Below are 25,953 nucleotides of genomic sequence, written 5' to 3' on the forward strand. Positions count from 1 at the left end.
CCGGTTCGGGGCGTCCGGTCCTCATCCCCATTCCAGCACCCCGACGATCACGGCGAGCGCGCTTGCGAACGGCGCCATGCCGATCAGGGCCAGAAGTCCGTCGCGTGCCAGCATCGCCACCGACAGGATGACCACGGCCATGCCCAGCAGCGACGAGCTGAACGGCACCAGTTCCAGAAACGGCATTGCCAGGCCGGCGAAGAGGCAAAGCAGCTGGAGCAGGACCACCAGCGGCGGCGTGACCAGAAATTTCAGCCGCGGCCGCGCCGCCCATTCCAGCCAGCCCGCCGGGCGGCGCAGCCAGCCGACGGCCGAACGGGCGCGGTCGGCACGGATCTCGCGCCGCATCAGCCAGCCGGGCGCCCAGAGATGGCGGCGCCGGACAAGCATCTGTCCGGCGATCAGCGCGATGCTGATCCCGCAGAGGCTCGAAAACCCGGGAATGCCGCTCAGCGGCGAGACCACGGCAAGCGCCGGGGCCAGCAGCAGCGGCAGGAACGAGACCGATCCCAGCGCTTCGAACATGCGCCTGACGGACAGCCGGTCGCCCTGCGCCGCCTGATCGACGGCGTCGAGAACCGCCGAAACCGGCGTCTCCTGCATCGCGCCTGCACTGTCTTGCGAAAACTCTTCGGGTTGGGCCATGGGGTCCTCTTGGCTGCCGCGGTGAAGGGGCGGTTTCCGGCCGGCGCTGCGTGCCCGGTCTTCCCCCGCCCTCAACGTGCGAGCCGCGGTTTCGTTCGCGCTCGCCGAAGCGGGGTGAGCCTGCCCGTCGCGGCGCGACAGATGTTTTCGATTCGTTCACGGTCATTCGATAGCTCTCTTTTGAACGAAAACCGCAATATTGGCCGGGCTTGGCCACAGGCAGGACACCGTTTCCCTTAAGGACGCTTTCAGTCCTGATGCCCAAATTCGAGCCGTTGTTGACCCTGCGTCAGGAAAGGGACGACATGTCTGGAGAGAGCGATGCCCAACCCCCTTCCGCCAGTCCCGATGCCCTTGCGACCGGTGCTGTCAGCCCTGTGCGCTCTGGGTCTGCTGCTCGGGGCGGTGCTGGCGCCCGGTCCGGCCGGGGCGCAGCCGACCGGCGCGGTGTCGGGCGACCTGCAAGGCGGCATGCCCGGGCCGGTGCATCTCCGGATCGGCTCGTTCTTTCCCGTCAACATGCCGGTGCTCGGCCGTACGGCGCTGGATCTGGCCGAACATGTCGAGAGGATGTCGGGGGATACATTGCTGCTGTCGATCACCTCGCCGAGTGCGGCCGCTCCGGCGCTCGATACCATCGCCGCGATGAACCGTGGTGCCCTGGACGGCGCCCTCGCGGCCGCCGAATGGTATACGGAACGCGACAGTGCCTTCGGTCTGCTCGCAAGCATGCCCTTCGGTCCCACGATCGACGAGTATCTGGCCTGGTATTTCTACGGTGGTGGGCGCGAAATCGCGCGCGAATTGTACCGCGCCTATGACGTTCACAACATCCTCTGCGGCGTCATTCCGTCCGAAGCATCGGGATGGTTCCCGCACGAGATGACGTCGGTGGACGATCTCGCCGGAATGCGGATGCGGTTCTTCGGTCTCGGGGCCAAGGTAATGCAGCGCTTCGGCGCCGAGGTTGTCGCTGTCGGACCCGAGCAGCTTTTCGAGGCGCTCGAAACCGGCAGGATAGATGCGGCGGAATTCTCGCTTCCGGCGATAGATGCGCGGCTCGGATTGCATAAACTTCTGAAATATTATTATTTTCCCGGCTGGCACCAGCCTCTGGCCACGGTCAATCTCTATATCCCGCAATCGGTCTGGTCCGAGCTTCCGGACCATCACAAGGCAATCCTTGAGGCGGGCTGCGGCGATATGGTCATGCAAAGCCTCGCCGAGGGGGAGGCGTTGCAGGCGCAGGCATTGCGGGCAATCGCGGCCGAAGGGGTCGAGCTGCGTCGCTGGCCGGCCGCGATGCTGGTGGCCTTCGAATCCGCCTGGTGGGCGGTCGTGGCCGAGGAATCCCGGCTCAATCCGAATTTTGCCCGGGTCTACGCGTCGCTCGCGAAGTTTCGCGCCGACCGCCGGACGTGGCGCCATCTGAGCTTCCTGCAATAGATGGAGAACGACCTGGAACAGTCCGCGACGCAGCGGTCACGCGACAGCGACGCAGGAGGCGGCGGGCCGGCATCCGTCCTGCGCGGCGGTGAAAGCAGCATCCTGAACGGGCTCGGGCTTGCTGCGGCCGCCTTCCTGACGCTGATCCTCGCGCTCGGGGCCCTCAGCCTCGGCCAGATCGGGGCGGTGACCGCGGTCTCGCTCAAGATGCGCGATGTGGCCCTTCCAGAACTGCTGGCGGTCAACGAGATAGAGATCGCGCTCGACGCCCATGCGCTTCTGGCGCGTCGTCGGGTGCAGGTCACGGATTTCAGGCAGGCCGCAGAGATCGACCGTGAAATGCGCCGCGCCGCCGCGCGGTTTCTGGCCGGCATCGAAGGGCTCGACCGGCTCCGGATCGGGCCGCGCGCCCAAGCGATCGAACAATCGCTGAAGGCGGCCTGGCTGGAATATCTGGCCGCACTCGACGGGGTCGGTCTGCTTTACGAACGCGGCGCCCTGGCCGAGGCCGAGGCCGCGATGCAGACCGGTGTCCGCGTGGCCGAGGCCGATGCCCGGCGCAGTGTGAACGACCTGATCGAGGTCGTCCGGGCGGAAGCGGCCGAGATCTCGGCCGCGGTCGAGCGCGGCTGGCAACGCGCCCGTGCCCTGACCCTCGGGGCGCTTCTGGCCGGGCTCGGGGCGGCGCTTCTGGCGATGCGCTGGGTGACGTGCAGGGTCAGTCGGCCACTCCTCGCGATCAGCGCGGCGATGCGGCGGCTGACCCGGGGAGAAGACACCGCCATTCTGCCGGTTCTGCCGGGCCGGACCGATGAAATCGGCATTCTCGCCGAGGCTGCTGCGGCGTTTCACGACAGTGTGCTGGCGACCCGCGCCCTTGCCGCCGATCTCGAATTGCAGCGTGAGATCCTCGCGGCATCGGTGCGCAACATGCCGCTCGGTCTGTGCATGATCGACAAGCTGGGCCGGGTCGCCGTCTCGAACCGGGCCCTGGCCGAGATCTTCGACCTCTCCCCCGGCGATTGCGTCCCCGGCATTGCCCAGCGCGATCTGCTCGACCGGCTGGCCGCACGGGTCGATACGGGGCGGCAGGGGGCCGGCGCGTTCGCCGCCGGCATCGCCGCCAAGGTGGCCCGGGGCGATCAGACGACCGGCACCTGGCAATTGCGGGCGGGCGGGAGCGTCTCGGTCATCATCCAACCCACGCCCGATGGCTGGATGATGATCGCCGAGGACATCACCGAACGGGTCAGCCACGAAGCCAATATCCGTCACCTGGCGCGCCATGACCCGTTGACCGGCTTGCCCAACCGGCGCGCCTTCAGCGAAGAGATCGATCGCGCGATCGCCGAGGCCGGGGCCGAGTGTCCGGCTGCGGTCCTGTTCATCGACCTCGACCGGTTCAAGAATGTCAACGACACGCTGGGCCACAGCATCGGTGACGCTTTGCTGCGGCAGGTGGCGGCGCGGCTCAGCTGGGCCGTGCGCGATGCCGATACCGTGGCCCGTTTCGGCGGCGACGAATTCGCGGTGATCCAGCGTGGCTGTGTGCAGCCGGAGGGCGCGCGCGGGCTTGGCGAGCGGATCATCGCGCTGCTGTCCTCGCCCTTCGAGATCGAGGGAAACACCGTGCGCATCGGTGGCAGCGTCGGCATTGCGCTTGCTCCGGGCGATGGCGCCTGCACTGCCGATGTCCTGAAAAGTGCCGATCTCGCGCTTTACGCGGTGAAGGCGGCGGGCCGGGGCCGGTGCCAGTTCTTCGATCCCGACATGAGCGAGCGGCAGCGCGCCTTGCACAAGCTCGAACAGGACCTGCGAAAGGCCGTGCTGAGCGACGCGTTCGTGATGGAATACCAGCCGCTCTTCGACATCGCCTCGGGCGAGCTGGTCGGGGCCGAGGCGCTGATGCGCTGGATCGATCCGGTGCGTGGCCGGGTGCCGCCCGCCGAATTCGTGCCGATGGCCGAAGAACTGGGCCTGATCGTTCCGCTCGGGGCCCGCGCGCTGGAAATGGCCTGCGCCGATGCCGCGACCTGGCCTTCCCATCTGAGGGTCGCGGTCAACCTTTCGCCGGTCCAGGTCCATCGTGTCGGGGTGATCGAGGATGTGCGTGCCGCGCTGGCGGCGTCGGGGCTCGACCCGCGCAGGCTTGAGGTCGAGATCACCGAGGGCGTGCTGCTCAATCAGGGGCCAGAGACGCTCGGGACCCTCGACGCGCTGCACAAGATGGGGGTGCGGATCGCGCTCGACGATTTCGGGACCGGCTATTCCTCGTTGCGCTACCTGCGGGTGCTGCCGCTGGACAAGGTCAAGATCGATGCCTCCTTCGTGCGCGAACTGGAGAACGATCCAAGCGCGGCGGCCATTGTGCGCGCGGTCTGTTCGCTTTGTGCGAGCCTTGATATCGGCGTCACGGCCGAGGGGATCGAAACGGCCGAACAGCTGGCTTCGGTCACGGCGGAGGGCTGCGTCGAGGCGCAGGGCTTCTATCTCGGCCGTCCGGGGCAGGCCGAGGTCATCGCCGGGCTGGCGAAAGCCAGTCTGCGACGCGGGCGGGGGGTGGCATGAGCCGACGCGCCCGGGGCAAGCCGAAGGAGGCGTCTGCGCCTTTCTCCGGTGATCTGGCTGATCTGGCCGATCTGGTCGCGCTGATGGCAGCCCCCGCCTGGGCAACCGCGCGCGACGGCACCGTGCTGGCGGCGAACGCTGCCGCTGCCGCGCTGCTCGAGCGCCCGGTCGGGGACTGGGCCGGGCTTGGCGACACGGCCTTGCTGGCCGCGCGCCAGGTCGGGCGGCTTCGTCGCGCCCGCGCCGGGATCGGGCGCGACGGCGCGGCCCGGCTCCGCTTCCGCGGCTGTTTCGTGACCGGAGGCGGAGCGCTGCGCCTGCTCGATTGCAGTCTCACCGCGCTGGCAGGAAAGCAGGGCGAGGCGGTGCTGGTGCAGGTCGACCCGGTCATGGCCTCGAAGCCCGGCGCCGCCTGGTCGGCTGACCTCGCAGGGCAGCGGCCCTGTCTGTCGCGCCACCGGGCGGTGTTGCAGCGCGCGGCCGAGGCTGCCGGCCTGGCCGAATGGTCTTTCGATCCGGATTGCGGCCGGTTCTGGGTCGCCGACGGCCTGCTGGCGATGCTGGGGCATACCCCTGACGGGGGCGAGATCTCTTCTGCCTGGCTTCGGGCGCGGGTTCATCCCGAGGACCGTCCGGCCATGCGCGCCGTGGTCACGCAGCTGATCCGGGGCCAGGAAGCGAGTATCCGGATCGACTGCCGTCTGCGGCACCGCGATGGCCGCTATCTCTGGGTGGAGGCGACCAGCAGCCGGGTCGAGCCGGGGCCGGGGCTGCGGCCGGTCTTCTGCGGCGTGCTCTCGGATGTGACCCATCACAAGGCCCATGAGGCGCAACTGCAGCACGCGCTTTTCGAGGCGCGGCTTGTCCGCACGGAGGCGGCGAAGACCGAAGGCATCATACGGATCGCCGCCGAAGGTGCGGGGTTCGGGCACTGGACTTTCGATCCGGTCGTCGGGACCTATTGGCTGGACGAGGCCTGCCTGAGGACGCTGGGATACGCGCCCGGCGCCCTCGATACCAGCCGCAGCGGGTTTCGCGATCTGGTCCATCCCGAGGATGCCGAGGCGGCCCGCCTTGCGATGGATGCGCTGGTCTCGGGCGCGTCCGAGCTGATGCATATCGATTGCCGCCTGCGCGCCGCAGACGGGACCTGGCGCTGGTTCGAGACCACCGCCCGGATGGTATCGATGACCGAGGTCGGCCTGCCGCCGCTGGTCTGCGGCATCAGCCGCGACATCACCCCCCGCAAGACCCATGAACAGGATCTTGCCCATGCCCTGGAGGTCGCGCGTCAGGCCCGCGACGAGGCCGAGGCGGCGCGGGTCAAGCAGCAGTTGCAGGCCACGATCCTCCGGGTGTCGACCGAATACAGCAATGTCGTTCCTTGGCACGCGGTTCCCTCGCACGGGCTGTTTCGGGCCGACGATCACCTGGCCGCGATGCTGGGCTATCCCCCCGGCCGCCGCTTCACCGCCGCCGAGTTCCGTGAATTGATCCATTCCGAGGACGCCCCCGAGGCGCTGGGCCGGGTCGATGCGCTTTACCGGCACCAGCTCGAGTCGATCTCGGTCGAGTTCAGGGTTCGGCGCGGCGACGGCGGATGGTGCTGGGTCTCCTCGAAGGCGCGCTGGCTCGACCGGGACGCTTCGGGGCTGCCCGCCATGATCTGCGGCACGCTGACCGAGGTTACCGCGCTCAAGGCGAACGAGGCGCGGCTGGCCGAGGCTCTGGCCGCCGCCGAAACGGCGCGGAACGAGGCGCGGGCGAGCGAGCAGATGCTGCGCACGGCCGCGATTTGCGGCGAGATGGGCGCCTGGTCGATCTGCGCCGCGCGGGGCGAGGCCTGGATGACAGACGAGGGGTTTCAGCTTCTCGGCTATGCGCCGGCCGAATTCGTGCCCGACGATGCCGGCTGGCGCGCGCTGTGCCATCCCGACGACCTTCCGGCGGCGACTGCGGCCATGCGGGCGGTGACGGAAGGCCGGGCCGAGGTCTATGACCGCGATCAGCGGCTTCGCCACAAGGACGGGTCGTATCACTGGTATCGCACCGTCGCCCGGATGATCGACCGGTCCGGCGAGGGATTGCCGCCGCTGGTCGCGGGCGCCCATACCTGCATCGACCGGCAGAAGCAGAACGAGACGCGGCTTTCCGAGGCGCTGGTTGCCGCCGAAACCGCCCGGATCGAGTCCCAGACCCGCGAGGAGATGCTGCGCACATCGGCGCTGTGCAGCGGGATTGCGCATTGGGTGGTCTGTCCGGCCACCGGCGAGGGCTGGATCCCCGATGGCACCTATGGCCTTCTGGGCTATGCGCCGGGGGCCTTTCCGCACCGGAACGGCTGCTGGCGCGGCCTCATCCACGCCGAGGACTGCGCCGAGGCGGTGGCCCTGATGCACGACCTGCTGGACGGGCGCTCCGAGACCTATGCCCATGAACACCGGCTTTTGCATGCGGATGGCTCGTATCACTGGTACCGCGCGGTTGCGCGGCGGGTCCGCCGGTCGGCTGCGGGGCAACCCGACCTGATCGCCGGCGCGCTGGTCAGCATCGACCACGTCAAGGAGAACGAACGCCGCCTGGCCGAGGCGGCCGAGGTCGCCCGGCTTGCCAGCGAGCGGCTGAACACCCTGGCCGACAACGCCCCCGGCGCCCTTTTCGTCTTTCGCATTTCGTCGGGCGGCCAGTTCGACCTGCCTTACTTCAGCGCCAAGCTTCCCGGCCTGATGGGGCTGAGCCGGGCGGACATTGAGACCGATGCCCGCGCGCTCATGACCCGGGTCGATCCCGAGCACATCCATGCCCTGCGTCAGGCGATCTCGACCTCGCGACGCGGGCTGACGCCCTTCGAGATGCGGCTGCGGGTCTGCCGGCCCGAGGGCGGCTTCCGCTGGCTGCTGGTCGCGTCTCTGCCCTTCTCGCGCGAGGACGGGGCCGTGGTCTGGTATGGCAATGTCTTCGACATCACCGACCGTCTGGAGGCCGAGCGCCGCGCCTCTGACGCGGCCGAGGAGGTGCGTCGTGCCCATGAGCGGCTGAGTTCGGTGGCAATGATCGCGCCGGTCGGGCTTTACGAATTCCGACGCCAGCCCGATGGCAGCATCGATTTCCCCTATACCACGCCCAAATTCGAGGACATCATGGGCCTCACCCGCGAAGAGTTAGACAGGCGCGGCGGCGATGTCCTGCTGCGGGTCGATCCCGAGGATCTGCCGCGTGTGCTCGACAGTATCGAGGACAGCGCCCGCGATCTCACGCTCTGGAGCCAGCGGTTCCGGATCCGCCATCCGGAGCGCGGGCTGATCTGGCTGTCGGGGGCCTCGGCGCCGCGTCGTCAGGAGGACGGCACCATCCTCTGGGCCGGAGCGCTGCATGACGTCACCGGCGATGTTCAGCGCGAGGCCGAGCTTCGTCAGGCCCATCAGCTGGCCGAGGAGATGCGGGCCGAGAACGAGCGGCAGGCGCTGCATGACGGACTGACCGGATTGCCCAACCGGCGGTTTTACGACCGGGTGCTGAACGCCCGGATCGAGGCGGCGCGGGCGGGGCAGGGGCCGCGCGACTGCGTGCTGATCCGGATCGACCTCGACCATTTCAAATATGTCAACGACACGCTGGGCCATGAGGCCGGGGACCGGGTGCTGATCCGGGTGGCCGAGGTGCTGCGCCGGGTGCTGCGCTCGGTCGATTTCGTCGCCCGCATCGGGGGCGACGAGTTCTCGATCCTGCTCGGTGCGGGGATGGATCAGGACAATGCGCGCGAGGTGGTCGAACGGGTGCAGAAGGTGCTGAGCCGGCCGCTGACCTATGAGGGGCGGCTTTGCCGGTTCGGCGCGAGCTTCGGCATCGCCCATACCGGGGATGTCAGCGAGATGGGGGCCGAGCTGCAGCTTTTCGCCGATGCCGCGCTGTACCGGGCCAAGGCCGGCGGGCGCAACCGGATGGAGTTTTTCACCGCCGATCTGCATCGGAACATCCTCAACGACCGCCGCATCGCCGTGGAACTGCACGAGGCGCTGGAGCGGGACGAATTCGTGCCCTTCTTCCAGCCCCAGATCGCGGCCGAGGACGGGCATCTGGTCGGAGCCGAGACGCTTCTGCGCTGGCGTCATCCCGAAAAGGGCCTGCTCTGCCCGAACGACTTCATGCATGTCGCCGAGCAGCTTCGGATCGTGCCCGAGATCGACCGGATCATGATGCGCAAGGCGCGTTCCGCGCTGGAGCGCTGGCAGAGCCAGGGGCTGGTTCTGCCCAAGATCAGCTTCAATGTCAGTTCGGGCCGGATGCATGATCCCGACGTGGTCTCGCTGGCGCGCTCGATGGGCGGCGGCGGCACCAGGGTCACCTTCGAATTGCTGGAATCGATCCTTGTCGAGGAGGAAAGCGATGCCTTCCGGTTCCATCTCGATCAGATCCGCGAGGCCGGGATCGACATCGAGATCGACGATTTCGGCTCGGGTCATGCCTCGATCATCGGAGTGATGGAGATCGCGCCCCAGGCGCTGAAGATCGATCGCCGGATCGTGCGCCCGGTGGCCTGCGACATGCGCTCACGCAATCTGGTGCGGGCCATCATCGAGATCGCCGAGACGCTGGGCATCGCCACCGTGGCCGAGGGGGTGGAAACCGAGGAACAGGCCCGGATCCTGCGCAGCATCGGCTGCAACGTCTTTCAGGGATATCTTTTCTCCTACCCGCTCTCGGAGGATGACTTCCTCGCTTTTGCGCGGGCCGATCTGAAGAAGCGCGCCTGAGCGGGCGACCGCAGGCCTGCCCTGGGGGGCGGTCCGTTCTGCGGTGGCGCTTCCCTTCCCGGCGGCTGGGCAGGGTCAGAGGATGAAGCGGCGGCGCATTTGCTCGATCGCGGCGGCGCGGCCATCGGCATTGTAGAACGAGCCCTTGATCTGGATCGTCGACAGCGCCCGTTCGAAGCTGTGGAAATAGTCCGCATCGACCGGCTCGGGCGCGGTCCAGAAGCGGTCGATGCCCTGGTGATGGGTCAGGCCCGGCAGGCCATAGACCGCCTGGCCCATGGCGCAGACCGGAATGCCCATCCGCAGCGCATGGATGCCGACCGTCGAATTGACCAGCACCACCCCCTTCGATCCCTTGAGCAGCGCCCCGAGATCGCCGCCGCGGATCACATGGACCCGTCCGTCAAGGCGATGGCGACGGGCCAGCTTCGGGATCCGCGAGAACCAGCGGCCGAGCCCGCTGTCGAGCGGATGGATCTTGACCGCCAGATGCCGGTCGGCCGGGGCATGGGCGGCGAAGGAGGCCAGCGTCTCGTCGAGAAAGGAGATCAGGTCGGGATAAGGCGACGAGGCGCGGATCTGGTAATCGACCTCGAGCTGCATCGCGATCAGGTTGAAGGGCGTGGCATCTCTGGCGAGCCTCGCTGTCAGCGTCCGGGCCGCCCGCTCGCGGCGACGCCGGCGCATCAGCTCTGGCAGCCAGCTCAGATATTCGATTGCGGGCCAGTTGGGGCGATCCGACACATGCAGCGGATAGAATGGCCGTCCGAAGCTTTGCAACAGCGCGAAGCTGACCTCGTTGAACGCCTCGATCCCGAAGCCGAAGGGATAGAGGTTGCGCATGTCGGGGGCCTCGACGCCCTCGGCCAGGGCCTCGATCTCGGGTCTGGTCCGGGGAAAGGTCGACAGCGCGCCCATGCCCTCGGGTTCGAGCGTCAGCCAGTCGGGGCGCAGATAGCCGAATTCGATCGCCCAGCAGCGGCGGCGCAGCCTGCGGCCTTCCTCCAGCGCGATGGCGTGATAGGGCAGGCGGTCGGCATAATAGAGGAGGTCGGTCACGCCCTCGCGTTCGATCAGACGGAACACGAAGCGGCGCCAGCGTTTCAGCCCGCCCTGGAAGTCGATGGCCGGGCGGAGGCCCCAGAAGATGCGGTCGGCAAGCCCGAAATTGACCTTGATCACGCGGTGCCCGTCGGCCTCGAGCCCGGCGGCGAGATCGCGCCAGAACCCGGAGGGATGGCCCTGCAGCATCAGGAACACGCGACCCTTGCATGCGGGGGGATCGAATGCCACAACCCGCGCGTGCTTTTGCGGCGTCAGGCTTCTGGGTGCGACGAACTGGCTTGGGAAATGCGTCAATGTCTCGGTCCCGTTTTCCGCTGACTGGCCGGAGGATCATCTTCCTTCAGGGACCCTCGTCGCCGTTTTTCGGTAAGCTTGCACAGGCCTGCCGCGCGCTTGGCGCCGAGGTCCTGCGTGTCGGGGTGGCGCCCGGCGACCGGCTGTACTGGCCGTCCGGATGCGGTCGCGACATTGCCTGCCGCGGGGCGGCAGACCGCTTCGCCGAGGCCTTCGCCGCCATTGTCGCAGAGGAAAGGCCGACGGACCTCGTGATGCTTGGGGACGGACGTAAATATCATGTTAACGCTGTTTCGGTGGCAAAGGCTGTCGGCGGAATCACGCCATGGGTGATCGAGCAGGGCTATCTGCGCCCCGGACTGATCTCGGTCGAAGCCTGGGGCACCGGCGGCCGCTCGGCGATCCCGGCCGCCTTTGCCGCCACGGCAGACACGCGGCCCGAATTGCCGCAGCCCGATCCCGCGCCGGGCTCGTTCCTGCGCTATGCCGCCTATGACATCGCCTATCACCTGGCCAATGTGCTGCTCGGCCCGATCTTCTATCCCCGCTACCGGCATTATGCGCTCGACAGCCCCTGGGCCGAATGGCGCGGCTGGACCCTCAAGGCGCTGCGGGCGCGGTCCCGGGCCCGGCAGACCGGAGCGGCGCTGGCGCGGATCGACGCCCATCCCGGGCCGGTCTTTCTGGTGCCGCTGCAGCTCGATACCGATTTCCAGCTCCGCGACCACGGCACCGGCCGCAGCCAGGAGGAGGAGCTGGCGGCGGTCATGGCCTCTTTCGCCGCCCATGCCCCGGCCGGGGCGTTGCTGGCGGTCAAGGAACATCCGCTCGATAACGGGCTCCGGCGCTGGGACCGTCGTGCCGAGCGGCTGGCCCGGGTGGCGGGGATCGGCGACCGCGTCGCGGTCTTTACGGGCGGGCGGGTCGAGGCGCTTTACCCGAAGCTTGCGGGCATCGTCACCATCAACAGCACGGTGGGGCTGTCGGCGCTGCTTGCCGGGGTGCCGGTCAAGGTTCTGGGCCGCGCCATCTATGACCTGCCGGGGCTGACCCACCGCGCCGGGCTTGACGCCTTCTGGACCGCGCCCGAAAGGCCCGATCCGGCCGAGGCTGACCGCTTTCGCCGCTTTCTGCGCTACGACTACCATGTGCCGGGCGCCTTCGACGGGCCCGACGCGCAGCGGGGCGCCCAGGCGCTGGCCCGCTTCATCGCCGGGGAGAGACCGCAATGACCGATCCGATCCGTTCCGTGGTGCTGACCGGCGCGAGCGGCGGGCTTGGCCGGGCGCTGGCGGCCGAACTGGCCGCCCCTGGCCGCCGGATGCTGCTGATGGGGCGCGACGCGGAGCGGCTGGCGGCGGCCGCCGGGGCCGCCCGCGCGCGTGGCGCCGAGGTTCAGATCGCCGCCGTGCCGCTGACCGGGACCGCCGCACTGACCCGCTGTCTGCAGGAGTTCGATGCAGCGCATCCGGTCGATCTGCTGATCGCCAATGCCGGGGTGAAGACCGGCAATCTCGGCGGCATCGAGCCCGCGGCCCAGGCCGAGCGGGTGATTGCCGTCAACCTGACCGCGACGATCCATGCGGTGCAGGCGCTGCTGCCCGCGATGTGCGCGCGGCGCCGGGGCCGGATCGCCATCGTCGGCTCGCTGGCCGCGCTCGCGCCGCATGGCGATCTCTTGTCCTACAGCGCCACCAAGGCGGGGTTGCAGGCCTATGCCACCGCCCTGAGGCGCAGCCTTGCGGGCAGCGGCGTCGGGGTCACGACCGTCATTCCGGGCTTCATGGACACGCCGATGACCGATCGCCAGAAGGGTCCCGCGCCTATGCTGATGTCGCCTGATCGCGCGGCGCGGATCGTCGCGCGCGGGCTCGGGCGCGGGCGAAGCACCATCGCCTTTCCGCTGCCGCTGATTATCGGCGCCTGGCTCGGCGAACGGTTGCCCGCACCGCTGGCCGACCGGATCATGGCCCGTTACCGGGCCGAGATCCTGCCCGATCCGGACGAGGCGGCGGACCGCTAGGGCGGGCTCAGAACCGGACACCGCCGACCTCCCGGATCCGGGCCGCGGCCGAGGCCACGGCGGCGTCGATTGCCTCTTCGGAATGGTCCGCATTGATGAAGAAGCGCAGCCGCGCCTTCTGGTTCGGCACCGCGGGCGCGATGATCGGAAAGGCCTGGAACCCGTCCTCGAAGACCTTGTTCGAGGCCAGCGTCGCCTTCAGGCTGTCGCCCACGATCAGCGGCACCACGGCAAAGCCCCGTCCGAGCCCGCAATCAAGGCCCGCCGCTTCGGCCGCCGCCTGAAACCTCTCCGAACGCGCCTTCAGCCGGGCCACCCGTTCGGGTTCGGCCTCGAGGATCTCGAGCGCGCTCAGTGCCGCGGCGGTGTTGGGCACGGACAGCCCCACCGAATAGACGAAACCCGGCGCGGTATGGCGCAGGATCTCGATCACCGCTTCCGATCCGGCAAGGAAGCCGCCGCAGGAACAGAAGGTCTTCGACAGCGTGCCCATCAGCAGGTCGACCCGGCCGGGTGCGATACCGGCCTCTTCGCAGAGGCCGCGGCCGGTCTCGCCCAGCACGCCCACCGAATGCGCTTCATCGACCATAAGCCAGGCTTCGAAGCGGTCCTTGATCCGGACCAGCGCGGCCAGATCGGGAATGTCGCCATCCATCGAGTAGAGCCCCTCGATCACGATCAGCACGCGGTCATAGCGCTCGCGGTTGCGCGACAGCCAGTCCTCAAGCCAGGCGCTGTCGTTATGGGGCAACGAGACATGATCGGCGCCAGAGGCGCGCAGCCCCTCGAAGACCGAGTTATGGGCAAAGCTGTCGACCAGAACCACATCGCCCGGGCCGGTCAGGGTGCGGATCGCGGCCAGGTTGGTGGCATGGCCCGAGACGGTGGCGACCGCCGCCTCGGTCCCGAGAAAGCGGGCCAGCCCGGTTTCCAGTCGCCGGTGCAGGCTGAGATCGCCGCCGACCAGTCGCGAGGCCCGCGCCGAGACCCCGAATTCGGCCACCGCCGTGCCAACGGCCGCGGCAAGCCGCGGATCGTCATTGATCGAAAGATAGTCATAGCCCGAGAAATTCTCGACCCAGCGCGCGCCGATCCGGACCCGCGTCCCCTCGAAGGCTTCCGTCTCGCGGAAGAACGGGTTCTCGATCTCGAGCGCGCGCGCCGCGCTTTGTGCCACGGCGACCTGGCGATAGGCCGGAAGGGTGGTGAAATCGGCCCGGCCCGATCCGGGTCCGGCCGGTTTCGGGGCCGTCACATTGCGCGGCGGGCCGACATGAAGGGCGCGCAGACGGTCGAGCGTGTCGCGTGTACCGGGCATCTCAGCGGCCTCCCGTGCCGTGCTGGGCGAGGGTGCGGATCTGCTCAAGGTGTTCTTCTCCCAGTGTGCCCTCGGCCAGGTGGCGACGGGCCATCTCTTCGACCACGGTGTCCCCGGCCGCAGTTCCGGGGGCAGTTCCGGGCGCGCCGCCCGTCTCGATGATCCGGTTGACGAGCCCGGCCAGCGTCAGCCCCTCGTCGATCGACATCACCGGCACCTGTGCGCCCAGCCGCTCCTCAATGGCCATGCGCAGATTGATCGCCATCAGGCTGTCGAAGCCCATCAGCTCCAGCGGCTGGCGCGGATCGATATCGCCCGGCGCCGCGCGCATCAGTTGTGCGGCCTCTTCGACCAGAAGCCGGGTCAAGACCTTGCGCGCCTCCTTGGGCCCCTTGCTGCGCAAGAGCTCGTCGAGGTCAAAGAGACCGGGGCCGGTGGCGCTGGCGCGGATGTCGATCAGCTCGAAGAGCGGCGTGTCCAGCACCGGCAGCGTACCCGCCATCCGCGACCACTCCATCGGCGCGACGGTCAGGGTCGGTCCACAGGCCCCGGCCGCCAGCGCCCGGCCCAGCCGGTCCAGCGCGGCCGCGGTGGTCATCGGCGGCAGGCGCCGGGCCAGGGCCTCGCGCAGCGCCGTTTCGCGCGCCAGATAGCCCGCATCGGCAATCGGTCCCCAGGCGATTGCAAGCCCCGGCAGCCCGGCCTCGCGCCGGGTCCGGGCAAGGCCTTCAAGTGCCCGGTTGGCGGCCACATAGGGTGCCTGTGCCGGGTTGCCGAAGCGTGCAGCGATGGAACTGAAGACCCAGAAATGATCGAGCGCATCGTCGCGCGTCAGCCGGTCGAGTCTTTGCCCCCCTATGAGCTTCGGCATCAGCACCGCCGAGAGCCGCGCCTCGTCGAGATCGGCCATGAGCGCGTCATCGAAGATCGCGGCGGCATGGACCACGCCGCGCAGGGGCTGCTCGGCCGCGCGGATCTGCGCCAGCGCCTCTTCGAGCGCGTCGGCATCGGTCACGTCGCAGGCCAGCGCCCCGGCCGGTACGCCGAGCCCGTCAAGCGTGCCGGGCGCGACCGTGCCGCTCTTGCTCATCAGCCACAGATGCTCGGCCCCCTGCGTCGCAAGCCAGCGTGCGGTTTCAAGCCCGAAGCCGCGGGTGCCGCCCACCACCAGCCAGCCGCCCCGGATCGGGGCGGCCGCCGGACGGGCTGCGCCATGCTCTTGCGGCGCGCGCAGCACGATCTTGCCGACATGGGCCGCGCGCTGCATCGAGCGGATCGCCTCGGCCACATCCTCGGCCGGGTAGACGGTCACCGGCAGCGGCTGATAGACGCCCTCGGCAAACGCGTCGCGCAGCCGCGCCAGCGTGCGCCGCGCCGCATCGGGCCGGTGCAGCAGCAACTGGTCGGCATCGACGGCGTGAAAGGCGATATTGTTGCGCATGGCGTGCAGCGCGATGGTGTTGTTCTCGTAAAGATCGCGCTTGCCCAGTTCGATGAAGCGGCCGAAGGGCGCCAGACAGGCCAGCGAGCGCTCCATAGCCTCGCCGGCCAGCGAGTTCAGGACCACATCGACCCCGCGCCCGCCGGTTGCGGCCATCACCGCATCCTCGAAGCCGAGGCTGCGGCTGTCGAACACGGCCTCGGCGCCCATCGCCGCGACCAGCCGCCGCTTGGCCGGGCTGCCTGCGGTTGCGAAGACCCGCGCGCCCAGCCGCCGGGCGACCTGCAGCGCGGCAAGCCCGACGCCGCCTGCGCCGCCATGCACCAGAACCGTTTCGCCGGGCGCGAGCCGTGCCACCTCGGTCAACGCGTAATCGGCGGTGACGAAGACCACAGGCAGCCCGGCCGCGGCCTCGGGATCGACCGTTTCGGGCAGGGGCATGGCCGCCTCGGCCCGGGTGATGACCCGGCTGGCCATCGCATGCGGTGCCATCGCGATCACCCGGTCGCCGGGCTTCAGCCCGGCCTGGACGCCCGCGCGCAGCACCGTGCCCGCGCATTCCATGCCGAGGCAGGGACCGGAGAACCCGGCCTCGAGCGCCTCGGGCGGCAGCAGGCCCTGGGCCCACATCACGTCGCGGAAATTGAGCCCCGAGGCCACTGCCTCGATCTCGATCTCGGTCGGCTGCAGGGCGCGCGCGGGCGGGGTCTGCCAGGTCAGCCCGTCAAGCGCCACGCCGCGGCGCCCGGCCACCAGCCGGCGCGGACCGGTCTCGGAAGAGAACGGACGCAGCGGCACCACCCGGGGGGCTGCGGCGCCGGTCGCGGTGAGCCGGATCTCGGTCTCGGGCGAGGTCGCGGCCAGGGCCGCGATGCGGTCGGCCCCGACGCCGGGGGCGGCGCAGATCAGGCGGATGTCGCGGCCGGTTTCGTTCGCCACCACCCGGCGCCAGCCGGTCAGCTCTTCCCAGCGCCCGGTGCCCGCGACCGCAAGCCAGAGCGTGCCGACGGTCTCGGGAAGCGCGCGAAAGAGCCGTGTCGCGGCCAGCGGATCGCCCTCATCGGGGGCCGCACAGTGAAGGGCGACCACCGCTTCGCTGCCCTGAGGCAGCGCGCGCAGCGCCTCGGCCAGAGGGCCGCTGCCGCTGATCCGAAGCTCGGGCCGGGGCGCGGCGCGGCGCGCGGGGCGGGTGGCACGGATCAGCCTCAGCGCCTCGGAGCCCTGGGCAGGGGCGCTGGCGGTATCGAGCCCCGCGGCATGCAGGGCATGTTCGAGCCTGCCAAGCGCGTCGGCATCGCGGTGGCGCCGCGTCATCAGCGCGAAGATGTCGGGTGTCTCCTCTGCCGCGATCAGCGCGCCGCCCGGTGCCACCAGCGCCGCGAGCCGCCCGGCGCTTTCGCGTTGCGCAAAGCCCTGCGACAGGCAGCAGCCCAGCACCAGATCGGCGGCATCGGCCTCGCCGGTTTCCGTAAGGGCCCGGAACCGGAGCGGCAGTCTCGTATCGATCCGCGCCCGCAGCCGGTCGAGCGCCTGGCCGTCCTCGGCCAGGACGGTGACATGACCGCCCGCCCGCAGCGCCGCAGCGACGAGGCCGAGATCCAACGCGCCCGCCAGCGCGATCCGGCCGAGCGGCGCGGCATCCTCCAGCAGGGTTTCCAGTGTCCGCGCGGCCTGCGGCAGCGGGTCGGCCGGACGATCCTCTCCGGCCGCGGCGGCGAGCGCCGATTTCAGCTCGGCCGAGGCGGTGGGCGCCACTTCGGGCCACATCGTCAGCAGCTCATCGGCGGCGGGCCAGGGGCAATCGGTCGGCAGGTAGGGCGGGCGCCCATCGCGGTTCTGGCCATGTCCGGCCGCGACCATCCATTGGCGGGCGGCCTTCTCGCGCGGGTCGGATGGGGCGGTGCCCCCGGCCAGCAGATCCCAGGCCAGGCGGCTGCCCAGAGCGGCGCGCAGCACGTCGGCATCGCTGGCGCTCCCGGCCGTGCCGCACAGCGCCTTGGCGGCCTGCAGGGCGGTTGCGGCGCCGTCGCCCGGCAGCGGGACCAGCCGTTCGTCCCAGAAGTCATGCGGAGCCGCGGCCCCGGCCGGCAGCGGCCGCAGCCGAATGCCCTCGAAAGACAGAAGCGCGGTGCCGGTCGCGTCGGCCAGAACGGTGTCGAAGGCGAGGCTCTCGTCCCAGCCGCCCGCCGCCGTCAGCCGGGCACAGACGATCCGGCCGCGACCGCAGAGGCGCACCTTGGCGATCCGGGCGGGCACCCTCAGCCGGCCGCCGCCATCCCGGTCGCCGAAAAGCAGCACGGCGCCATGCAGCCCGGCATCGGCCAGCGCCGGGTCGAAGCGGAAGCCGTCGCTCCCGTCGCGCGGGGCCAGTGCCGTCCGTACCGCCGTGCCGTCGCGGTCGAGAACTGTCACCCGGGCGAAATCGGGACCGTAATCGAGCCCGGCCTCCCGCAGCCCGGCATAAAGCGGCTCGGCCTCGCCCATCGCCTCGGGTGCGGTCACGGGCGCGGGCCGGGTGGCGGTCGCGCTGAACAGCCGGGCGACCGCCACCGGCGTCCAGTTGCGCGCGCCGCCGGCCTCGATCCGCATTCGGCGGGAGGTGGGTTCATGCACCAGCCGGACCTGCACGACACCCTTCTCGGGCAGCTCCAGCGGGCGCAGGAACTCGACATCGCGAAGCTCGATCTCCCCGGCCTTCAGAATCTCGCAACCGGCATGGGCGAACATCTCGACCATTGCGGTGGCGGGCAGCAGCACGCGCCCGCCGACCCGGTGATCGCCCAGCCAGGGACTGCGCGTCAGCGCGATTTCGCCCTGCCATTCGCTGCTGTCCGGCCGGAGCCGCGCGCCGAGAAACGGGTGTTGCGGGCGGCGGTGGAAGATGTCGGTCGCGACCGGGCTGTCGAGCCGATAGGTCTGGCGGTCGAAGGGGTAGTCGGGCAGTCCGTCGGCCACCGGCTGCTCGGGGCCGAGGATGCGGGCGCGATCGCCGGCGCCGCCTGCCGCCAGAACCGCGCGGGCGATTGTCCCGGCGTCGCGCGCCTCGGCGCGGGCGCTGTCGAGGCTTTCCAGAACCCGGGTCTCGCAATCGAGTTCGGCCAGCGTGTCGCGCAGATAGTTGCGCAGCACCGTGCGCGGCGAGATTTCCAGGAACACGCGGATGCCGTCATCGGCCATCGCCTGCACGCCGGCGCGGAAGGCGACCGGCAGGCGGGCATTGCGCCACCAGTAGACCCCGTCGAGCGGGGCGTCATAGCGGGTGCCGTCCCAGCCCGAATAGAACGGCACGTCGCCATCGCGGGGCGCGATCCGGGCCAGGCCCCGGGTCAGCGCGGGCCGCAGCGTCTCGACCGCGGCCGAATGATAGGGGTAGGAAATCGGCAGGATCCGGCCAGCGATGCGCTGCTTGCGGGCGATGCGGACCAGTGCCTTCAGCGCGTCGTCGCCGGCGCTGACGGTGACGCTGTCGGGGGCGTTCTCGGCCGAGATCTCGGCGGCCAGCTCCTCGGCCTTGATCAGCGCCTCGATCTGCTCACGGGAGGCGGCGAAAGCGGCCATGCCCCCCTTGCCGCGCAGGGGCTCGAAGGCGCGCGAACGTTGCGCGATGATGCGGATGCCGTCTTGGCGGTCGATCCGTCCGGCCGCGATCGCCGCCGCGACCTCTCCCATCGAATGGCCCAGCACCGCGCCGGGCCGGAGCCCGGCACATGCCAGCGCCTCGGTCAGGGCGACCTGGATCGCGAAGGTCAGCGGCTGCGCCACCTCGGCCTCGCCGAGCCGGGCCTCGAGCCCGGGATCGCTCAGCGCCTCGGTCAGTCCCGCAATCCCCTCTTCGGCAAAGGCGTCGGCGATGTCGCCGAAGGCGGCCCGGAAGGTGGGGTCCCGTTCGATCAGGGCCCGGGCGGCCCCGGCCCACATGGCGCCGTTTCCGGCATAGACGAAGGCCACGGGGGCGTCGCGCAGGGCGGTCTCTGCCACCGCCCCGGGCGGCGCCTGCCGGGGCTCTTCAAGCCAGTCGGCCAGCCCCTGGGCCAGCTCCTCCGCATGCCCGGCCGCGAGGCAGAGCCGGTGGCGGTGGCGGGCGCGGCGCCAGTTCGCGGTGGCGATGCGCGCGCCCAGATCGGCCGGCGCCGCCTCGGCCAGCGTCCGCCAGGATCGGGCAAGCTCGGCCAGCGCGTTCTCGCTGGCCGCCGAGAGCAGCAGTGCGGACGGCAGTTCGCCCGTGGCGGCAGGCACATTCTCGTCGGGCCGGGGCTGGCGGATCACCGCATGGGCATTCGCGCCGCCGAAGCCGAAGGAGTTGATCGCCGCCAGCCAGGGCCTGTCGGCGGCGGGCAGCGCCCGGGCCGAGCGCGCCACATCGAGGTTGAGCCCGGCGAAGTCGATCTCCGGGTTCGGCTCGTCGCAATGCAGCGTGGCGGGGATCATCTGCCGTTCCAGCGCGAGCTGTGCCTTCAGCAGGCCGACAAGTCCCGAGGCCGGTTCGAGATGGCCGAAATTGCTCTTGGCCGAGCCGATCGGCAGCGGCAGGGCGCGACGGCGCCCATAGACCCGGCCGATGGCGTCGGCCTCGCGCGGGTCGCCGACGGCGGTGCCGGTGCCATGCGCCTCGACGAAGGCCAGCGTCTCTGGGTCGTATCCGCCCTCGGTCAGCGCCGCCTCGATCAGCGCCGCCTGCCGGTCTGCCGAGGGGAGCGCGATGCCGGGGGTGCGCCCGGCGGAATTGACGGCGGTCGAGACCAGGACCGAGCGCACCCGGCGCCCGGCCGCCTGCGCGCTGTCCAGCCGCTCGAGCACGAAAGCGACCGCGCCTTCGCTGCGGACATAGCCGTCGGCGCCTTTGGCGAAGGCCCGGCAGAGCCCCTGCGGCGACAACATGCCCGCCTGCGAGAAGCCGACGAAGGGCATCGGCGACAGAAGCAGGTTGACGGCCCCGACGATGGCCATGTCGATCTGGCCCGAAGCGATGGCGCGGCGGGCGTGATCCAGCGCGAACAGCCCCGAGGAACAGGCGGTGTCGACGATGTAGCTGGGGCCTTGCAGGTTCCACAGATGCGCGATCCGGTTGGCGAGGATCGAGCCGGTATTGCCCAGCATGTATTGCGGGCCGGCCATTTCCGGGTCCTGCAGCATCACCGTGGAATGGTCGAGCGACGAGGCCCCGACAAAGACGCCCACGCGGTCGGGCGCGACCGTGGCCGGGTCGATGCCGGCGTGATCGAAGGCCCGCGCCGTCACCTCGATCAGCAGCCGCTGCTGCGGGTCCATCTGCTCGGCCTCGCGGGGCGTGATGCCGAAGCAGCCCGCGTCGAAATCGAAGGCGCCGGCGACGATACCGGCGCGGCGGGTATAGCTGTGCCCGGCCAGCCCCGGTTCCGGCGACAGCCAGCGCAACGCGTTCCAGCGATCTTCGGGCATGTCCGAGATCGTGCAGCGGCCGTCGCGCAGGATCTCCCAGACCGCGTCGAGCCCGTCGGCCCCGGGCAGGATCGCCGAATAGCCGGTCACGCAGGGTCCGGAGTCGACGACGATTTCAGATCCGGAAGCTTGACGGCTGATCATTGGGCACTGGTCCGGCGCAGGAGGGGATTGGGATAGCTGGTGGATTTTTCGGATAGCTTATTGCTATCCCGATGATATCGTTAATTCACAGTTGTGAGGTATCTTCAAGATTGCAAAGTCCCGTATGCGGCAATCTGGCGGGTATCTGCCGACGCGCGGCAATCGGCCGGCAGGAACGGGCCAACGGGGCCAGATCTGCAGGAAAAATGCGAAAATACAGCTGCCTGCCATATGGGCAAGCTTTGAGGTCTGGGGCATTTGGTCCCAGCGTTTCAACTATACGTGCGATGGGGTTGAGTGGAGTTGTATCCGTCCTGCTCTTTCGCTCGGATTTTACAGGTGAATTCGAATCGCTCGAGGCCCGTCAGCCGTCAGCGTCGTTGCGGGCGATGATCCGCGAATCGACGCGAGGTTGCAGGTCTGCGTGCGTGATATAAGGGGCTTCAGGGGCGCGGCTACTGTGGCCCCAGGGGGCAAGCCCTCGACGGGGTCGTCGGTCGCGAATCCGCCTTTGCCGTTGTTTTTAAAATGAAATATGTTGACCTCTCTGCATTTTCCGGCGCCCGATAGGGGGGCTCTGCAGGCTTTGCCGAAAATATGGGCCAGTGCCTGTCGGTCCTGCTGACGGCGCGTGCGCCGTTGACGGGCCTTGCCGCAGTCGCCCGGACCAATGGCGTGCCGATTGTCTGGTCAGTAAGGCCGGTATTGGCGCGGTACGGAGCCTCGCGGCGAGATTTCGGAGCAATTGCCCGTTGGATGTCTTTTCGGCCTTCCGGTGACGCTTGACGAAAGTGCATTGCCAGCTTCGATAATCGCCAGGAACAGATGGCTTTCCTTCTGCCGGGTGGCTTTCCGCGCCGACGATCTGAAAAAAAGCGGATCGGCAGGCCTTGAAGTTTCGCCTGGGCTTTTTGCCTTCAAGCGGGCAGGCCTGCTGCCTTTCTCAAACCCTGCCAGCGTTCAATGCCGGTGGTGCCTACGGGCGTCCGACCATTCTTGCCGAGACCGAGGCGAGAGGGGCAGGGCCCAGGGGGATAATCCACGATCTCTGAGCCGGTGCGGAGGGCATTCTGCCCGGCCCCTCGCTGCGAAGGCCCCGGACGGCTCGGCCATGGCCACCGGCGCCGCGAGAGAAGGGACGCGCCTCGCCCATCTACCGGGAGAGGGGTCTGTCTCTTGCGCTCAGCACCTGTTTCGTTTTGCTCATGAGCCAGCGCAATGCGGGATCGGAGCGGCGGCGCCTGGCATGGATCGCGGCGAAGCGGATGGTGGGCAGATCGACGGGCGTCGCGGCGACCTCGAGCCCGGGTGCCACCTCCGCCAGGCACCGGCGGGCGACGGTGAGGATCAGGTCGGTGCCGCGAATGACCTGCGGCGCCACGCTCCAATGCGGAAGCACCAGGGCGATCCGCCGGGCCTTGCGGTACGAACGCAGGTGGAGATCGAGCTCTGTCGCCGCCTCGCCATGGACCGCGGCAAGGACATGGGGCGCGGACCAATAAAGCGTTTCGGTCAGGCCAGGATAGGGCCGAGGCTGGGCAGAGGGATCGAGCAGGCAGGCATAGTCGTCCTCGAACAGCAGTTCCGCGACGCAGCGCGATGGCAGCTCGGGAAACACTCCGAAGGCCATGTCGATTTCACCATCTGCGACCGCACTGATCATGCTTTCGCGGCTTTGCTGGGTGACGACCAGATCGACGCCCGGCGCTTCCCTGCGCAAAGCCTCCATCAGCCCCGGAAGCACCAGCCCCGCGCCGAAATCCGACATTGCCAGCCGGAAGACATGACGTCCGGTCGGGTCGAATCCGTCCGGCGTGAGGACGGTCCGGATCTGGGCCAGCGCCTCTGCCAGCGGCCCCGACAGTTCGAGAGCGCGAAGCGTGGGCTCCATCTCGCGCCTGCGCCGATGAAACAGGGGGTCGTCCAGCAGGATCCGCAGCCGGGCCAGCGCATGGCTGACGGCGGGCTGGCTCATGTTCAGGCGTTCTGCCGCGCGCGACAGGTGGCGCTCGGCCAGAAGCGCGTCGAGCACGACAAGAAGGTTCAGATCCACGTTGCGCAAGTTATTCATGGACTGCATATCATTCCATCCGGATCGAATTTCAAATGCCTCGCGTGATGCGGCAGAGGAAGGGAAAATCAGAAAGGTGACCTCATGCCGTTATTCCTCCTCATCCTCCTCGCCGCTTTCGCCGGGGCTGCCGTTCCCTTTCAGGGGGGGGCCAATGCCGCGCTCGGTCGCGCGCTCGGCCATCCGCTCTGGGCGACACTGGCCTCGCTTGCGGTCAGTGTGCTTTGCATCCTGCCGATCCTGATGGCCTCGCGCGTGCCGCTGCCGACCCTGGGCGGGCTGGCCGGGCAACCGAAATGGATCTGGATCGGCGGTATTGCCGGCGCGGCCTATGTGACCGCCGCGATCCTTCTGATGCCGAAGCTGGGGGCGGCGAGTTTCATGATCGCCGTGATCGCCGGTCAGGTCGTCGCGGCCCTGTTGATCGACTGGGTCGGCGGCGTCGGACTGGCCTCGCGCCCCATCGATGTCTCGCGCCTGGCCGGAACGGCGCTGGTGCTGCTCGGAGCGGTTGTCGTGCAATGGCCCGCCTTGTCACGATGAGCGCCGGGGCAGGCCGCTGCGTCCCAATCCCTGTTTACTTTCGTGCAGGGATCCCCGATCTAAGCTGGCAGGACCTGTATCCTGAAGGGGATCCACGTGAAGTCTGCGGACCGAACCATCTGAATAGGGTCCCGAGCCTTGTCTCGGGACTTCAGCGCAGCGCCTCTCGCGACTGCGCTGCTTCTGCGCAAGCTTCATATCCCTTTCAGAGAACCGCAAATGCAAAACTTTTTCGAAAGCCCCTTTCGCGGGGTGACGCTCGACAAACAGGTCAGCAATCCGAACATCCTGGTCGGTCGCTACAGCTACTATTCGGGCTACTATCATGGCCACAGCTTCGATGACTGCGCCCGCTACCTTCCGCCCGACGAGGGCGTCGATCGCCTCGTGATCGGCAGCTTCTGCTCGATCGGATCGGGCGCGGCCTTCGTCATGGCGGGCAATCAGGGCCACAGATACGACTGGATCAGCAGCTTTCCCTTCTACTGGATGTCGGAGGTTACGGCATTCGAGGGGGCCGAGAACGGATACCGGCCTGCGGGCGATACGGTCATCGGCAATGACGTCTGGATCGGGTCCGAGGCGATCATCATGCCCGGGGTGACGATCGGCGACGGGGCGGTGATCGGCACCCGCGCCGTGGTGACGCGCGATGTCGAGCCCTATGCCATTGTCGGTGGAAACCCGGCCCGGATCATCCGGAAGAGGTTCGACGAGGACAGCATCGCGCGACTGCTAGAGCTGCGCTGGTGGGCGTGGTCGGACGATCAGCTGCGGGGCGCGATGCCGATCTTGACAAGCGGCAATGTCGAAAGGCTTCACGAGCACTGGGAAACCCATATCCGGTCCCGCTGAAGTGAAAGGCGCTCGCCACGGATAGTGGCGAGCCCAGTCATGATCCATAATTTGCTGGAAAAGAATGATTTTATGCCCGCCAGCGGTCTTCCGTTGGCGGGGGGACGCCGCCGCCAATGCTTTCCTTCCGCGTCTGTCGGCAGGCAGAGGATGTGGCCAGACCCCACCCCATCCATGTGGAACCGGAGCCCGCCGGGCAGGCCATCCTGCCGCTGGAACTTACCGCCGATCCGCGGGGAAGGCCCGGATCGCGCGACCTGAAACCTTAGGCGAAGATGGGGATGGCCGGGGACGGAAGCGCGTCGGTGGCGCCGGCCGGAAGGGTGCGGCCCCCACGGCGTGCCGAAGCGCCCGGTTCTCCCATTTCGGGTAACGGGTCAGGCCGTGGCCCCGACACGGTTTAGCGGCGCCGATAGCCCTTCCGCAGATCGTCGATGATGATCGAGAGCGAGGTCGGACCGGCGGCGGTGACATACCAGGCTTCGGGATCGACGAAGATCACCCGGTCATTTGCCCAGGCGGGGGTGCTTTCGAGCAGCGGGTTGGCGATCTGGTCGCGGTTCAGCACCGGCCGGTGTTCCATCACCGCGGTGCGGTCGATGATGAACAGGATGTCGGGATCGGCCGCCTCGATGAATTCGCTGGTGACGGGCCGGCCATGCAGTTCGGTTTCCGATACCTCTCCGGCCGGTGTCACGCCGAGATCGGAGAACACGAAGCCGTAGCGCGAGCGCTGGCCGAAGGACCTGAAGGCCCCGTTATTGTAAAGCAGGATCAGCGCCTTCTCGGGGCGCGCGGAGATCTCGTCGCGCAGCTCGGCGACCTGACGGTCCAGTGCGGCAACGCCTTCGCGGGCGGCCTCCTCCTTGCCGAAGATCTTGCCCAGCGTCAGGAAATGATCTTTCACCGCCTCGAGATGTCCGGTGGCGCTGTCGCGGTAGTCCACGTCGAAATAGAGCACGGGGGCGAAGCTCGAGATCTCCCGGTAATGCTCGGCCTGCAGCGGCGACATCAGCACCAGGTCGGGTTGCAGCGCGTAGATCTGTTCGACATCGGGCTTCACGATGAAGCCGAGATCGCGGATCTTCGGGTCTTGGCCATAGGCGGACAGGAAATGCGGCACGAAATCCTTCGGGATCCCCGCGACCGGCACGCCCAGCCTGTCCAGGAAATCCAGATCGTTCATGCCCAGCGCCGCCACGCGTTCGGGCCGGTGGTCGAGCACGGTCTCGCCCAGATCATGCGCAAGCGTCATCGGCGCGAAGGCGGTGGCCGTGTCGGCCTGCGCCGAAAGGGCGGCCCCGAAGACAAGCGCGGCAAGGGCGGAGGGCAGGCCGAGCCTGCGGGCAAGCGACGGGAGGGGCATGA

13 protein-coding genes are annotated in these 25,953 nt (G+C 68.9%); 7 read left to right on the forward strand and 6 right to left on the reverse strand.

Going from position 1 to position 25,953, the window contains the following annotated elements; translation table 11 throughout:
* Positions 1-21 precede the first annotated feature (21 nt).
* Positions 22-645 (reverse strand): exopolysaccharide biosynthesis protein, encoded by a 624-nt coding sequence (locus ACK8CO_RS13675; protein WP_414896964.1) that lies wholly within the window; start codon positions 643-645, stop codon positions 22-24.
* A gap of 321 nt (positions 646-966) precedes the next feature.
* Between ACK8CO_RS13675 and ACK8CO_RS13680 the strand changes: the two genes are divergently transcribed.
* Genes ACK8CO_RS13680 through ACK8CO_RS13690 form a run of 3 tightly spaced genes read left to right on the forward strand, consistent with a single transcriptional unit; the run spans position 967 to position 9,413 of the window.
* The gene (locus ACK8CO_RS13680; RefSeq protein ID WP_414896965.1) at positions 967-2,091 is read left to right on the forward strand and encodes a TRAP transporter substrate-binding protein; all 1,125 of its coding nucleotides are present in this window, start codon (positions 967-969) and stop codon (positions 2,089-2,091) included.
* Positions 2,092-4,659, forward strand: a complete 2,568-nt coding sequence (locus ACK8CO_RS13685) for an EAL domain-containing protein (protein WP_414896966.1) — start codon at positions 2,092-2,094, stop codon at positions 4,657-4,659.
* Complete coding sequence (locus tag ACK8CO_RS13690; protein WP_414896967.1) at positions 4,656-9,413, forward strand: PAS domain-containing protein; 4,758 nt, start codon at positions 4,656-4,658, stop codon at positions 9,411-9,413. The genes ACK8CO_RS13685 and ACK8CO_RS13690 overlap by 4 nt, the downstream gene beginning before the upstream one ends.
* Before the next feature lie 75 nt (positions 9,414-9,488).
* On the opposite strand, the gene ACK8CO_RS13695 is transcribed toward ACK8CO_RS13690, so the two are convergent.
* Complete coding sequence (locus tag ACK8CO_RS13695) at positions 9,489-10,664, reverse strand: capsule biosynthesis protein (protein WP_414899026.1); 1,176 nt, start codon at positions 10,662-10,664, stop codon at positions 9,489-9,491.
* A gap of 362 nt (positions 10,665-11,026) precedes the next feature.
* Between ACK8CO_RS13695 and ACK8CO_RS13700 the strand changes: the two genes are divergently transcribed.
* Positions 11,027-12,004 (forward strand): hypothetical protein, encoded by a 978-nt coding sequence (locus ACK8CO_RS13700; protein ID WP_414896968.1) that lies wholly within the window; start codon positions 11,027-11,029, stop codon positions 12,002-12,004.
* The gene (locus ACK8CO_RS13705) at positions 12,001-12,795 is read left to right on the forward strand and encodes an SDR family NAD(P)-dependent oxidoreductase (protein WP_414896969.1); all 795 of its coding nucleotides are present in this window, start codon (positions 12,001-12,003) and stop codon (positions 12,793-12,795) included. Before ACK8CO_RS13700 ends, ACK8CO_RS13705 begins: the two co-directional genes overlap by 4 nt.
* A 7-nt stretch (positions 12,796-12,802) precedes the next feature.
* Here ACK8CO_RS13705 and ACK8CO_RS13710 read toward each other — a convergent pair whose 3' ends face one another.
* The 3 genes from ACK8CO_RS13710 to ACK8CO_RS13720 all read right to left on the reverse strand — a co-directional run bounded on the left by ACK8CO_RS13710 (position 12,803) and on the right by ACK8CO_RS13720 (position 23,187).
* Positions 12,803-14,113, reverse strand: coding sequence for an aminotransferase class I/II-fold pyridoxal phosphate-dependent enzyme (locus ACK8CO_RS13710; RefSeq protein ID WP_080617337.1), 1,311 nt, complete (start codon positions 14,111-14,113; stop codon positions 12,803-12,805).
* Between the two features lies 1 nt (position 14,114).
* The gene (locus ACK8CO_RS13715; protein ID WP_414896970.1) at positions 14,115-21,062 is read right to left on the reverse strand and encodes an SDR family NAD(P)-dependent oxidoreductase; all 6,948 of its coding nucleotides are present in this window, start codon (positions 21,060-21,062) and stop codon (positions 14,115-14,117) included.
* Between the two features lie 1,207 nt (positions 21,063-22,269).
* Positions 22,270-23,187 (reverse strand): LysR substrate-binding domain-containing protein, encoded by a 918-nt coding sequence (locus ACK8CO_RS13720; protein ID WP_414896971.1) that lies wholly within the window; start codon positions 23,185-23,187, stop codon positions 22,270-22,272.
* Between the two features lie 84 nt (positions 23,188-23,271).
* Here ACK8CO_RS13720 and ACK8CO_RS13725 point away from each other — a divergent pair, with 84 nt between their 5' ends.
* Together ACK8CO_RS13725 and catB are read left to right on the forward strand one after the other, a co-directional pair.
* Positions 23,272-23,730, forward strand: coding sequence for a DMT family transporter (locus ACK8CO_RS13725; RefSeq protein ID WP_414896972.1), 459 nt, complete (start codon positions 23,272-23,274; stop codon positions 23,728-23,730).
* A gap of 219 nt (positions 23,731-23,949) precedes the next feature.
* On the forward strand, positions 23,950-24,585 hold the full coding sequence (catB, locus tag ACK8CO_RS13730; RefSeq protein ID WP_414896973.1) for a type B chloramphenicol O-acetyltransferase: 636 nt from the start codon (positions 23,950-23,952) through the stop codon (positions 24,583-24,585).
* A 400-nt stretch (positions 24,586-24,985) separates the two neighbouring features.
* Here the strand turns inward: catB and ACK8CO_RS13735 are convergent, their stop codons facing one another.
* Positions 24,986-25,951: a siderophore ABC transporter substrate-binding protein gene (locus ACK8CO_RS13735; protein WP_414896974.1), complete on the reverse strand. Its 966-nt coding sequence runs from the start codon at positions 25,949-25,951 to the stop codon at positions 24,986-24,988.
* Between the last annotated feature and the right edge of the window lie 2 nt (positions 25,952-25,953).

Origin of the sequence: Rhodovulum sp. HP10 (assembly GCF_047553435.1) — a bacterium.
Taxonomy (GTDB): Bacteria; Pseudomonadota; Alphaproteobacteria; order Rhodobacterales; family Rhodobacteraceae; genus Rhodovulum.